At 46.3% G+C, this 13,702-nt stretch carries 13 protein-coding genes; 9 read left to right on the top strand and 4 right to left on the bottom strand.

Annotation, left to right across the window (positions count from 1 at the left end):
* Positions 1-585: 585 nt before the first annotated feature.
* Positions 586-891, bottom strand: coding sequence for a hypothetical protein (locus AC2A1E_RS23135; RefSeq protein ID WP_484385696.1), 306 nt, complete (start codon positions 889-891; stop codon positions 586-588).
* 763 nt (positions 892-1,654) lie between these two features.
* On the opposite strand from AC2A1E_RS23135, the gene AC2A1E_RS23140 reads away from it, so the two are divergent.
* From AC2A1E_RS23140 to lapB, 6 genes are all read left to right on the top strand, one after another.
* A complete protein-coding gene (locus tag AC2A1E_RS23140) occupies positions 1,655-2,182 on the top strand; it encodes a hypothetical protein (RefSeq protein WP_484385697.1) in 528 nt (175 codons plus the stop codon).
* 375 nt (positions 2,183-2,557) lie between these two features.
* On the top strand, positions 2,558-5,638 hold the full coding sequence (locus AC2A1E_RS23145; RefSeq protein WP_484385698.1) for an autotransporter outer membrane beta-barrel domain-containing protein: 3,081 nt from the start codon (positions 2,558-2,560) through the stop codon (positions 5,636-5,638).
* 255 nt (positions 5,639-5,893) lie between these two features.
* Positions 5,894-6,721 (top strand): N-acetylmuramoyl-L-alanine amidase, encoded by an 828-nt coding sequence (locus AC2A1E_RS23150; protein WP_484385699.1) that lies wholly within the window; start codon positions 5,894-5,896, stop codon positions 6,719-6,721.
* 448 nt (positions 6,722-7,169) lie between these two features.
* On the top strand, positions 7,170-7,934 hold the full coding sequence (gene pgpB / locus AC2A1E_RS23155; protein WP_484385700.1) for a phosphatidylglycerophosphatase B: 765 nt from the start codon (positions 7,170-7,172) through the stop codon (positions 7,932-7,934).
* A gap of 247 nt (positions 7,935-8,181) precedes the next feature.
* Entirely contained in the window at positions 8,182-8,487 is a 306-nt protein-coding gene (locus tag AC2A1E_RS23160) for a LapA family protein (protein WP_484385701.1), read from the top strand.
* Between the two features lie 6 nt (positions 8,488-8,493).
* Complete coding sequence (gene lapB, locus AC2A1E_RS23165) at positions 8,494-9,666, top strand: lipopolysaccharide assembly protein LapB (RefSeq protein ID WP_484385702.1); 1,173 nt, start codon at positions 8,494-8,496, stop codon at positions 9,664-9,666.
* Between the two features lie 41 nt (positions 9,667-9,707).
* Here lapB and AC2A1E_RS23170 read toward each other — a convergent pair whose 3' ends face one another.
* Entirely contained in the window at positions 9,708-9,995 is a 288-nt protein-coding gene (locus AC2A1E_RS23170) for an Arc family DNA-binding protein (protein WP_484385703.1), read from the bottom strand.
* A 156-nt stretch (positions 9,996-10,151) separates the two neighbouring features.
* A complete protein-coding gene (gene bhsA / locus AC2A1E_RS23175) occupies positions 10,152-10,412 on the bottom strand; it encodes a multiple stress resistance protein BhsA (RefSeq protein WP_484385704.1) in 261 nt (86 codons plus the stop codon).
* A 331-nt stretch (positions 10,413-10,743) separates the two neighbouring features.
* Between bhsA and pyrF the strand changes: the two genes are divergently transcribed.
* Positions 10,744-11,472, top strand: a complete 729-nt coding sequence (gene pyrF / locus AC2A1E_RS23180; protein WP_484385705.1) for an orotidine-5'-phosphate decarboxylase — start codon at positions 10,744-10,746, stop codon at positions 11,470-11,472.
* 10 nt (positions 11,473-11,482) lie between these two features.
* Positions 11,483-11,809, top strand: a complete 327-nt coding sequence (gene yciH, locus AC2A1E_RS23185; RefSeq protein WP_484385706.1) for a stress response translation initiation inhibitor YciH — start codon at positions 11,483-11,485, stop codon at positions 11,807-11,809.
* A gap of 96 nt (positions 11,810-11,905) precedes the next feature.
* Here the strand turns inward: yciH and osmB are convergent, their stop codons facing one another.
* A complete protein-coding gene (gene osmB, locus AC2A1E_RS23190) occupies positions 11,906-12,121 on the bottom strand; it encodes an osmotically-inducible lipoprotein OsmB (RefSeq protein ID WP_337261917.1) in 216 nt (71 codons plus the stop codon).
* A gap of 743 nt (positions 12,122-12,864) precedes the next feature.
* Here osmB and AC2A1E_RS23195 point away from each other — a divergent pair.
* A partial coding sequence (locus AC2A1E_RS23195; protein ID WP_484385707.1) for a hypothetical protein occupies positions 12,865-13,702 on the top strand: 838 nt, incomplete at its 3' end.

Below are 13,702 nucleotides of genomic sequence, written 5' to 3' on the forward strand. Positions count from 1 at the left end.
GGCAGGGCTATAGCCCTGCCTGCACTGCCGAGGTGGGAATATTCAACCTATTGAATTAATAAAAATTACACTTATTTCCATCCAGTAAACCAAGTTGAACATGCCACTACCACAAAGCAGATCAGAACAAGCAAAACTATTTTCGAAATCTTTTTCATAGGAATCTCCTTTCAATCAACAATGTTGAGCGCTGTAGTAACGACATTAACATAAGAGGTAAAATTGTAATGGGGAGAGCGTAGTATTTATGCCCTTCCTGATCAAGCGGAGCGCTGCCTGAGCACATCACAAGGGGATAAAGTTAATTGAGGAAAAACGTGTAATTGTTCTATAAAGTGGTCTGATTTAGCGCATTAGGGAAATTTACGGAAGAGCATGATCCAAACTGCATTGACATGGCTATTAACCTGCCACAGGTCATTACTGGCAATAAATAACGTTTATATTGCTGGGCTGACTGGAACTTTAAAGGCATGATGGCGATGTACTGATTGAGCAAGCGCCCTGAAATAAATAAAATATCAGGGCGCTTTGATTCAAAACATTTAATTCCCTAGCGTTGGCGTTGTATCAGAAAATTTCAAACTATAAATAGGTGACATTCATAATCCCAAGGGTGTGTTTCTCATCGAGCCACTTGATGCTCGACACTTTCCCTGAAGGGAATTTGATATTCGATGAATTGACAGATGCTGTTGTATGCACCATTTTCCCATTATTGTAGCACCCTATATCAACAGTGCGTTGCGAGTTGTTAATGGTGCAACCGCCTTCGACAATCGCTCCTCTGAAATTGATGACCCCACTTGAGGCACTGTTAGCGAGCGGGATGCTGGTGAGTAAGAGAAGGCTGATTGAGGCTGAAATGCAGACAAACTTTTTAGCGTTCATGTGACACCTCTATAAGTAGAGAAGACACATCCATGTAACAAAATTGCGGGTACTCATTAACAAATCTAGTTGGCCTTTTTTATAATGGCAATAGACGATGATAAAAATTTAAAGCAAGCGGGAGAAGATGAGAATTAATAGCGGATATGCCGAATTGACACCTCATTAATAGTAACGTCAGTTATTATAAGCTTGAGTGGATAGTTGGATTAACTCACTACAAGCACTTCGAATTAACGGTTATATACCCGTCATACTTCAAGTTGCATGGGTGTTGGCTGCGTCCGCTCGCACCAGTCACATAGCTATCTATGCTCCTGGCGACTCTCGGACTGGCCACCTACATGCAACTCGAATTATTTTGGCTATAGGTAATTTACCCATAATAGTACAGGATAACGTTTCATAACTCTTCTTGGGTATCTTATGTCAGTAAAGTAAAAAAATAAGTAAAATTTCAATATTATCTAATATGTTAATTCCCGCACCTTTATTTTTACGTATATTGATGATAATTAAATGTAAAAAAACTGATAAATTCATATTGTCTGGGTTAACATTTTCATGTGATTTTCCTATTTCATCGGCTTTCCTTTATTAATTAAATTAACTGGTAAAAATATAGTTTTCATTTTAAAATTATTTTTCTCTTCGTTGAGAGTAGTAAGACATCGATCCAAATGGCTATAAATCAAGGCATGGATAACTCATTTGGACTGGATGCCGTTATGTTAAAACACATAGGGTTAAGGGATTAAAAGTAATGAGAAATGTTAAAAGTATTATATTAAGTGTTTTTGTTTTGATTTTTTCCGCCTCTGCCATGGCCGAAGCAGTAAAAGTGGAAAGAATAGATGTATTAGAAAAGCGAGTTTCACTGAATATGCCAACAACCTTCAGTGAGATGAGCAAAGATGTGATGAAGGTTAAGTATCCCGCCAATAACCGGCCAACGCAGGTTTATACTAACCCTGAAACTACCGTTAATTTTGCGTTTAACTATACGGTCAATAAGATCGCGGATAATCAACTTGATGCTTTTTCTCAACAAATGAAAAGCATGCTGGCGAACTTCTCACCAAAGATAAGCAAGGTGGATGTTAATGGCCAAAAAGCGGTGCTGTTTGACTTTGTCACCCCTGCAGCAGACACCGAAATCCACAATCTGATGTTGGCAATGTCTGTTGATGGGCGCTTGCTGTTGACCACATTCAATACCACTAAAGAACAAGCTCCACAGTGGTTGGAAGTAGGGCGTGAGTCGCTGCTTTCCGTTAAAGTGAACAAATAATACATACCCCATAACGGTACTAAGTGATTGTTGGCTTAGTACCGTATCTATTTCAATTTATGGGATAAACAAGTATGACGACTTACTAATACTGCATAAAGTTGATGGGTGATATTAATACATTATTATCCAGCCTGACACGCTCACCGCCTTTTCATCTGCGATAATTAACATATTTCACAAACTCTTTAATAATAAGCAGACAATTCCTATAAAAGAGATTCTATCTCCATTTTATGGTGGAAATGATTTAGCCAAGCTGCTACAGATATGTAAATAAAAACAATCAGTAAGAATAATTATTTTTAATTCAAATGGCGCACGGTAAAAAGATTGATGCATCATGGTTATATAACACCAGTAAGGAGCATTACTATGACGGAACGTATCCCTCCGTTTGTTTTTTCTAAAAAAATACCAGCCAGAAGCATTTTATCTGTGTTGATCTCTGCGAATATTTTGGCGAGTACAGGTATGGTCAGTGTACACGCGGCAACAAATAAATGGATTGGCAGCGTCTCTTCTGAATGGAATGATAAGAGTAATTGGACTCTTAACACTCTGCCCGACAGTAATAACGATGTGCTGATTGATGACGGTAATGTCACACTTGATACAAGCGGAGCAAGTTGGAATCTGGTTGCAGGAGGAGCTCCTGGGAGCCAGGCGTCTATTACTGTGGGTCAAGGTGGTGAATGGACTATCGGTAAACCTCTGAAGGGGTCCTTTGCCAATGGTTTTAAGCAATATATTGGTGACCAAGGTCAGGCAACGCTGACGATTCAAGATGGCGGCAAGGTTTTTTACGCTGCTAACTCACCGACTATCCTAGGAAATCAGGTGGGTTCTGCTGGTGAAGTGATCGTCAGTGGCGCCGGTTCCGTGTGGAGCAGTGTTTATCCTGAAATCGCTAATGCCAGCACTCAGACCATTATAAAGATAGGCAATTACGGTTCAGGTAAACTTTCAGTACTCAATGGTGCAAGTGCCGTCGCTCCAAGAGGGCTTTCTATGGCTCTGGAGGAGGGGTCTTACGGTTCTGTCAGGATCAGCGGTACAGATTCAAACATGCTGCTGGGTACAAGCTCGTTAGGTGATACCGGTTGGGCTGGTATATCCATGTTATATGGCGAAGGCGATGTGACGGTGGACGACGGTGGGGCATTGACGCTTTACGGTGGAATGTATTTTGGTCGTGGAAAAAACGACGCATCACAGACTGTGACGGTCAGTGGGCAAAACTCAGTCATAACGAGTTACGGCGATTTCAATAATATCGAAAGCGGCATTCTTCGGGTTGAAGACGGCGCTAAATTATACTCATTACGCTCTCCTGGAACCGCCTTTATAAGCCAAGGGCAGGGTTTCATTGGCCGAGGGGGCGGCAGCAATACGGGCGATGCCTATGCTTACGTTACTGGCAAGGATTCTTTATGGCATTTGGATCAGAATCTCACCGTCGGTTATTTGGCTAATGGCCATTTAACTATTTCTGATGGCGCGACGGTAGATAATGAATTAGGGCGCGTAGGGCTGAAAGACGGTTATACCGGTTCAATCACAGTCAGCGATGTGGGTTCAATATGGAATAACCGTGGTAACGTCACGCTTGGGGAAGGTGGTGATGGCATTCTGACCGTTTCTAATGGTGGTGTCGTCAATGTTGGCAACAGTCTTTTAATTGCTGAACAGACCGGTTCCACAGGGACATTGAACTTCGGCTCGGCGGAAAATCAGGCGGCTACAGCGGCCGGTAAAGTGAATGCTAATCAAATCAGTTTTGGTGCTGGCGATGGCCGCGTGGTGTTCAACCAAACCGAGCCTGATTACCAGTTCGATCACCAATTAAATGGAACTGGCACGGTAGTTGTCCATAATGGCAGAACTCAGTTTAGCAATCATCAAACCTATGGCGGCTTAACTGAAATTCACAATGGTGGGATATTAAAAGCGGGTGTCGATAATGCGTTTAGCGCCAATTCAGCCTATGACATCCGTGATGGGGGCATATTGGACTTGGCTGGCTATCAGCAAACCGTTGGTAATACGACGAATGCCGGAACAATCAGGTTTCATACTGCTGAAATTCCCCAGGGACAGGCTCATAGTGGGTTAACTGTTGACGGAGATTTCCATTCCGACGAAGGCAAAATCATCTTTAACACCGTACTCGGTGACGATAATTCTGCTACAGATAAGTTGGTTATCAACGGCAATACAACGGGCACCTCCTGGGTCAGTGTACTCAATGCCGGTGGCAGCGGTGCAGCTACCTTGAACGGGATTGAACTGGTGCAAGTTAATGGTATCTCTGATGGTGAGTTCTTAAAAAGTGGCCGAATTGTAGCTGGTGCTTATGATTACTCTCTGGCGCGTGGTGTTGGTAGCAATACGGGCAACTGGTATTTGACCAGTGCATTTGTACCACCAGCTCCGGAGCAAGTTCCTGAACCTAGTCCTGAGCCGCAACCATCGATCATGGTGTTGCGCCCTGAAGCCAGCGGCTATGCCGCTAACTTGTCTGCTGCCAACAACCTGTTTGTGACGCGTTTGCATGATCGTTTGGGGGAAACGCAATATATTGATGTGCTGACCGGCGAGCAGAAGGTCACTAGCCTGTGGTTACGTAATGAAGGTGGTCATACTCGTTCCCGTGATACTCGTGATCAACTGAGTACGCTGTCTAATCGTTATGTGTTGCAGTTGGGCGGTGATATCGCTCAGTGGTGTAATAACGATCTGGACCGTTTCCATCTGGGTGTGATGGCGGGTTATGGTAACAGCAAAAGTAATATTAACTCCCGTCTGTCCAACTACAGTGCTCGAGCTTCTATCGACGGTTATAGCCTCGGGTTATATGGTACCTGGTATGCTAATGAAGCCGATAAGTCTGGCTGGTATGTAGACAGTTGGGCGCAGTACAGTTGGTTCGATAACACCGTTTATGGTCTGCATCTCAATACCGAAAAGTATAAATCGAAGGGGATAACCGCCTCGATTGAAAGTGGCTATACCTTCAAAGTGGGGGAAAATCCGGCGAAGAATGAGACTTACTTTATCCAACCAAAAGCTCAGGTTACCTGGATGGGAGTCAAAGCCGACGATCATAAGGAAGCCAATGGGACCCATGTATCTGGTGAAGGCGACGGTAATATCCAGATTCGTTTAGGTGCGAAAGCTTACATGAATGGTTTCCATAAAAGCGATCAGGGTAAAGACCGGGTCTTCCAGCCGTTTGTTGAAGCTAATTGGCTCCACAATACTAAAGACTTTGGTGCACAAATGGATGGTATCTCGGTGAAGCAAGCGGGTACTCGTAATATTGGTGAACTGAAAACCGGTATAGAAGGCCAAATAAATAAACAGTTGAATCTCTGGGGCAATGTCGGCCAGCAAGTGGGTGATGAAGGTTACAGTGATACGGCAGTTATGTTAGGTGTCAAATATAACTTCTGATCGGGTTTTTCTATGATGCAGGAGTAAATAAAAATCGGGTAATTAAACCTGGTTAAGTAAGTTTTGCAGGAAGCCACAGCGGATAACGTTGTGGCTTTTTTGCCATGGATAGGTTCATAACTCCCATCTTGATGCCCCATGAGTATTAGGATTAATAACTGGTAAAATGTGATTTAAATAGCTTGTTGTGCTGACGTTTAGCTTTTATGCCATAGATTATCCAATCTTGAACCACGAGGTTTATGAGGAAAGGCTATGAGCAAGAAACTTATTGTTTTTTTAAGTACGCTTTTGTCAGGCTGCTCTGTAACACCCTCTATAATTGATCGAGGGGATTATAAAGTAGAAACATCTTCGCAGTCCCAGAATCAGAATGAAAGGGTTCGTTTCCTGGTTTTCCACTATACGGCTGTAGACGATCCTGAGTCGTTACATCTTCTTACTCAGGGAGCTGTAAGCGCGCATTATCTGATCCCCTCAAAACCAGAATATCAAGATAATAAGCCCGTTGTATTACAGTTGGTACCAGAAGAGAAACGGGCTTGGCATGCTGGCTCAAGTGATTGGAATGGCAGAGGTAATATTAACGATACATCAATAGGGATCGAGATTGTCAATTTAGGTTTTACGGAGGATATGTTAGGTAAACAATGGTATCCGTATTCCGCGCAGCAAACTGATTTGTTAATCAGAATGTCCAAAGATATTATCAAACGATATGAGATTACACCTGATAATGTCGTGGGTCATAGTGATATTGCCCCAACCAGAAAATCTGATCCTGGCCCAATGTTTCCCTGGAAAAGCTTGGCTAAAGAGGGGATAGGAGCTTGGCCAGATGATGAGGTAGTTAAAAAACACCTGGCAAATCGAACACCTAAACAAGTCGTTGATGTAAAAAAAACACAGGAAGCTTTATCAAAGTATGGATATAAGATCCCGACTAATGGTCGTTTAGATGAAGAAACGCGTCAGGTTATTAGTGCTTTCCAAATGCATTTTAGGCCAGATGATATCTCAGGTACCCCCGATGCACAAACGGAAGCCTTAGCTCTGGCTTTAGTTGAAAAATATCGAGCATAATATTTTATTACTAGTACATGAAGGTGGTTAGCTTACAAATGGAGGTGCGCAGTAATATAGAGGTGAAATCGATAAGTGGATAACGTTTTCTATCTCGCTGTGGTTTCATATGAATGGATTTAATGTGGCGTTCAGGAGGTTAATAGCTTGCAGGATTTAAAGGGGGGATAAGGCAAATATTTATCTTTCAATATCATGCGATTATTTTCTACACGGCCTGACGTTCTGCCATTATTGTCTGCAAAATTTTTAATGCACTAAAATAGGTTCTACTCACCTGACCGTGCCAGGATTGGCACGGTTTATAGCATTTCTCCCACGCTCAAATACGCCTTGCCTAATGTGTCAACGACATAGCGACCTGTTTGCTATCTGTTTAATGTTGCCTGTGTTGTTAGGATTACAAGATCGCTACACTACTTTGCTGTACCCAGGTGAGGACCATTGAATGTTAGAGATAGTAAAACGTACGGCGAGTGGGGCAATTGTGCTGTTGTTGATGCCGCTGGCAGTCTGGTTTTCTGGTTGGCAATGGCAGCCCGGCGGCAATAATAGCCTGCTAAAAGGGCTGTTTTGGGTAACGGAAACGGTCACAGCGCCCTGGGGCGTTCTCACCAGCCTGATTTTTTCCAGTTGGTTCTTGTGGTGCCTGCGTTTTCGTCTGAAACCAGCAATCGGCGTGTTTATGTTGTTATTAGCCTCAATTGCGATCGGGCAAGGTGTTAAGTCGGTGATCAAAGATCGGGTGCAGGAACCGCGGCCGTTTGTGGTGTGGTTGGAGTCTGCTCATCAGGTTGATGAAAAGTACTTTTATTCACTGAACAGGAAAGAGCGCCGGGCGCTGGTGAAAGAGCAATTGCAGGATCAGACACTGGTGCCGAAATGGTTAAGCAAGCACTGGCAGTTTGAAACCGGGTTTGCTTTCCCTTCTGGGCATACGGTATTTGCCGCCACTTGGGCGCTGTTGGGCGTCGGATTATTGTGGCCACGTCGCCATTACAAAACCGTAGCGGTGCTGATGGTGTGGGCGATGGGGGTGATGGCGAGCAGGCTGATGCTGGGTATGCACTGGCCTCGGGATCTCGCGATGGCGGTTGTTATCGGTTGGCTTTTGGTGACTATCGCGTGCTGGTTGGCTCAGCGCTGGTTTGGCCCGCTGACGATCCCATTGCAGGAACAGCAGGAGATCGCCGATCGCGAGCAGTCAGAATAACCCGCCGAGCCTGTTGGACGGTTTTCTTATTAATTCGCGCAGGTGCTCCATTTCCTGCTGAATATGCCAGCAGATAGGTGCTTTTATCATGTTGTAGGGTTTCCCTGTCACGGTGGGAAATGCTAACTTAGGGGCCAGGGACGCCACTTAATGGCATATACTTTCCATCTTTCAAGTTTCCGTTTGGCGCAACTTGAAATCTATGGGGTAGTGTTCATCCGATCCACTCGGCATTGCGGGAAAGAATGTGAAATATTTGCTGATTTTTTTGTTAGTTCTGGTGATATTCGTGATTTCAGTCACGCTGGGCGCACATAACGATCAGGTAGTGACTTTTAACTATCTGCTTGCTCAAGGCGAATATCGCGTTTCGACCTTGTTGGCCACCTTGTTCGGCGCGGGTTTTGTGCTCGGCTGGATCATCTGCGGATTGTTCTACCTGCGCGCGCGCATCGCGCTAGGCCGTGCCGAACGTAAAGTCAAAAGGCTGGAGTTGGAGCTGGCAACGCCTGCCGAGCCGGCGTCTCAGTCTGTTGTCGTCAGCAAGGAATAATCCTTTATGTTAGAGCTGCTGTTTCTGTTGCTGCCTGTAGCTGCCGCGTACGGTTGGTACATGGGCCGCAGAAGTGCTCAGCAGGATAAACAGCAGGATGCTAATCGCCTGTCACGGGAATACGTGGCCGGTGTTAACTTCCTGCTTTCCAACCAGCAGGATAAAGCGGTCGATCTGTTCCTGGATATGCTGAAAGAGGACAGTAACACCGTTGAAGCCCACCTGACGCTGGGTAATCTGTTTCGTTCGCGTGGTGAAGTCGATCGCGCTATCCGCATTCATCAGGCGCTGATGGAAAGTGCCTCTTTAACCTTCGAACAGCGTCTTCTGGCGGTACAACAACTGGGGCGAGACTATATGGCCGCCGGGTTGTATGACCGTGCCGAGGACATGTTCAACCAGTTGGTTAATGAAGAGGATTTCCGCGTTTTCGCACTGCAACAATTACTGGTGATCCACCAGGCAACCAGTGACTGGCAGAAAGCCATCGACGTAGCGGAAAAACTGGTCAAGTTGGGTAAAGAGGCTCAGCGTATTGAGATCGCGCATTTCTATTGCGAACTGGCATTGCAGGCGATGGGCAGTGACGATCTGGACAAAGCGATGAGCCTGTTGAAACGCGCGGCGGCGGCTGATAAGCAGTGTGCTCGAGTGTCGATCATGGTGGGGCGCATCTTTATGGCGCAAGAGGATTACGCCAAAGCGGTGGAGGTGCTGAAACGCGTGCTGGATCAGGATAAAGAACTGATTAGCGAAGCACTGCCCATGCTGCATGAGTGCTACCCGCATTTACCGCAACAGCAGAATGACTGGGCCGACTTTCTCAAGCGTTGCGTAGAAGAAAACACCGGTGCGGCGGCCGAGCTGATGCTGGCCGAAGTGATTGAACAGCAAGAAGGGCGTGACGTTGTTCAGATCTATATCAATCGCCAGTTGCAACGCCATCCCACCATGCGCGTGTTTTATCGCCTGATGGATTACCACCTGGCGGATGCGGAAGATGGGCGGGCCAAAGAGAGTTTGCTGCTGTTGCGCGATATGGTGGGCGAGCAGATCCGTACCAAGCCTCGTTACCGCTGCCATAAGTGCGGTTTTACCGCACACTCACTGTATTGGCACTGCCCTTCGTGCCGCACCTGGGCTTCGGTAAAACCGATCCGCGGGTTGGATGGACAATAAAAAACGGGACGATATTATCATCCCGTTCTCTCTTCGATTAATCACTTCTTCTTGCTGCTTTTCACTCCACCTTTCAAGAGTTGGCGTAGTTTCTTCAGCTCTTTCTGGTTGAGAGGCTGCTCACTTTCTTCTTCAGTACCTTGATTATCAACCTCATCCTGATGCAATGCGGCCTGTTTTTTGCTGGATTTAACCGGTAACTGGAAGCTGTTTTCCAGCCGCTTGCAAACCTCGGCACTCAGGGAAAGTTCGTTCTCCAAGGCGATAGCTTTGATCTTCTCTTTAAGTTCAAGAGGGATTTTTATTGTCAGTGTTGATATCTCGCTCATTTCGCTGCCTTTTATACGGGAAGATGCTTTCAAACTAAGTCAGCGGCGTAGGTCTGTCCAGTCTGTAATGAAAATTTAATGTATTTGTAACATCGAGGAGCTAGCAGAGGAGGGGGAAACAATAAGGGCCCGAAGATTCGAACCCTTAATTAATGCTTATTTATAGATAACCGCAGTGCCGTGCAGCAGATTATTACCCGTGGTGGCAATGATGCGGTAACCGCTAGCACCTTTAGCGTCTGCTTGGGCGGCCAGTTTGGCTTCCAGGCTGCTCAGCGTGCTGGCATGGCTGGCAGAAACCACACCGATTTCAGTTAGGCTCTGAGCCTGTTGCTGGTTGAGCGACTCAGCGGCGAATGAGGTAAAAGAGGTCAGTGCGATGGCGGCTGAAATTGCAAAGTATTTGATGGTTTTCATAGGTGACTCCAGTTTATTTTATTAGACTTGAAAGCGTGTTTGCTTTCGATGTATTGAATAATATACCTATTAGCAGACTTTAAAATCTGATAATGCTGAGGGAGTTAATCAAAATATTTGATTAACAATTTACGCATCTTTACGACGCTTTACTTAAGCTACGCTAAGGAAAGAAATGCTTATTGACGTTACATGACCAACTCGGGGTGAACCTTACTTAAGGGTAAACGGCGTTGTGGCTGGGATTTCAAATGTCTGGCATGTAGAATGCGGCGGTCAGTTTTGGCCGGTTGGTTAACAATTCATGTCCATTTTACAGAAGGTAGAAGAAATGAAGTCTGAAAATAACATTAATAACAATGACTTAAAATCATCTCCAATCATCGTTGCGCTGGATTATGCCGACAGAAATGCCGCACTGGCGTTTGCCGATCGTATTGATCCGCAAGATTGCCGGTTAAAAGTGGGCAAAGAAATGTTCACCCTGTTCGGGCCAGAGATTGTGCGCGATCTGCACCAGCGTGGGTTCGATGTTTTCCTTGATCTGAAATTCCACGATATTCCCAACACCACGGCGCATGCAGTGGCTGCCGCAGCGGAATTGGGCGTGTGGATGGTCAATGTGCATGCCAGCGGCGGTGCGCGCATGATGACGGCGGCCAAAGAGGCGTTACAGCCTTATGGAGCGGATGCGCCACTGCTGATTGCGGTCACCGTGCTGACCAGCATGGAAGCGGGCGATCTACAGGCCATCGGTATTACTATCAGCCCGGCGGAGCAGGCGGAGCGCCTGGCGCGCCTGACCCGTGACTGTGGTCTGGATGGCGTAGTCTGTTCCGCACAAGAAGCACAGCGCCTGAAGGCCGCCTGTGGCCACCAGTTCCAACTGGTGACGCCGGGGATTCGCCCGGAAGGCAGTGCCGCAGGCGATCAGCGGCGCGTAATGACACCGCAGCAGGCACAGGCGGTTGGGGTGGATTATATGGTGATCGGCCGCCCGATTACGCAATCGGCCGATCCAGCCGCCACACTCAGCGCTATCCGTGCGTCACTGGCTTAAGGGGGAGTATATGAATGATGATAACAGCCGCTTGGTGTATTCCACCGACAGCGGACGTATCAAACAGGAAGAGGCTAAACCACAGCGTGCCAAAGGAGATGGAATTGTTCGTATCCAACGCCAGACCAGCGGGCGTAAAGGTAAAGGCGTCTGCCTGATTAGCGGGATCGATCTGGATGATGCTGCGCTGGAAAAACTGGCCGCAGAGCTTAAGAAGAAATGCGGCTGTGGCGGCGCGGTTAAAGACGGCGTGATTGAGATCCAGGGGGATAAACGCGATCTGCTGAAGCAACTGCTGGAAGCCAAAGGGATGAAGGTGAAACTGGCCGGGGGCTAAATAGAAAACCATGCCGCAGAAGAGCAACTGCGGCATGGGAAGAAGGGTGGCTGCCAGAGCCGTTGCTCATAGCATCACTTGATGAAGAACAGTCGCTTATTTGCCCACTTGGCGGCCAATCAACCCTCCGACAGCAGCCCCGCCGACTGTACCTAATGCACTACCATCCGTCAGCACGGCCCCACCTACGGCACCGACTCCGGCACCAATCGCTGTATTACGATCGCGTTTGGACATATCTGCACAGGAACTCAAGGAAATCGCCAGGGTAATTGCCAAAGCGGCTGTGGCAACACGTTGATTAATATTCATAGTAACTTCTCCTTAGCATGGGCTATTCCCAAAAAACCTCAGGTTGCTGATGTACTAGTAACTTCAGGTCGAAAGGGATGACGGAAGTACCTTACTGGCGTAACACTCTTCTAGTATAAGCATTAATCACCAAACGGGATTATTACTTACGTCTCTATCGTATTGGGATAAAAAATGGTGATATTTTTAAAAACCGAATACTTAATGCGCTAGGCGATTTTACTGTCGCTAATGAGTATAAACATCTTATCTGGATGGAGTAGGTAAAGAGTCTTAATTTCTGAGCTGGGGCTGGAAGATTATTCTGATTAATCAGCATGGCCTGATAGCCTCCCCGTCGATCCGCCGTGTATCAAGTCCTCTCTTGATGACACACTCTTCAATGGAACCAGTGACAAACAGCCACAGGAGCGGTGTGAAGTCAGGAATAGCATCAAAGTAAGTCGAATTCTGATATTGAGCATTATCCCTATATAACCTACGGCTTTTATTGACAGAAAATTTCGCTGTTCATATATTGAGCAGTTTCTGAAAGTTGGGCAGGCTAATACGCTCGGCGTGGTAATGGGTGATTTGTTGTTTATTTCTACTGAATTAAAGGCAACAGATGAGTGCGATTCATTACTGCAAAATTTACAGTGGCCAGCGTTTGGGTTATCTCATCTTTTATATCGTTGCATGAAGGGAAACTACGTTTTTAGGAGCGGTGACTTCCGCTGAATAATGACTCGAGGGACTGATAAATGGACTATGATAAAAGTGATATAGAAATTCCCGTTATTCTTTCAAAAAAGATTTTCGATTACTCTCCTGGCTCTGATGTAAAGGGTTACTCTACTCCCAGTGAAACAACCCGTTATGCATTTGGCATTACACCCTACGACATTCAATTCGCACAAATCACTACTGCCGATGGTTACGTTGATCCTTCCCGCCTGCTTGGCGGTATCCATTGGGTCAATGGAGGGCAGGATACTCAATTTGCTCTTATACCCGGTAAATACCGACTGTATGAATTTGTCATTGTACGTAGTGCTGAAGGCAATAGTTTGAAATTCGCCCAACGTACTGGTTGGGATTTTAGCATTGAGATCGATGGGATAAATAGCAAACCAGACGATGACGATGACGGCGGTATTCGCTTTGAGGTCAAAGCGTCTGATGCGCAAGTGGATATTCTCGCCATCAACAAGTCGGTGTCGGTTTGTTTGAAGAAAACCCTTGATGGTCAGTTAAAACCAGGCGCGCTGTTCTTCGGTACTAATTCTTATAGGGGATTAACGCCGGATGAGCAGGATTGGAATGCCGGGGCGATTATTCGTTTAGGCGTGACCGATCAGCAAGGAAAAGTGTGCCTGAGCGGTTTTCCCTCTGGGGGCAATATCTTCATCCATGAGGTGATTTCCAAAGCCGATTATGAGGCCGGGGTGCGTGCCTCACAGATGGATGTCTATGGCATCGGGGGCGATTTTTGGTATAGCGCCCAGTTCCCGGATGTGCACCAGATCAGTGCCGCGGAGCTTCAACTCCTGTTAAATGAACCCAAGTTCAGCCCGGCAGCTCGTCAGTTGATCGAACAGC

This window comes from Serratia sp. HNCC26DJ206, assembly GCF_057180605.1.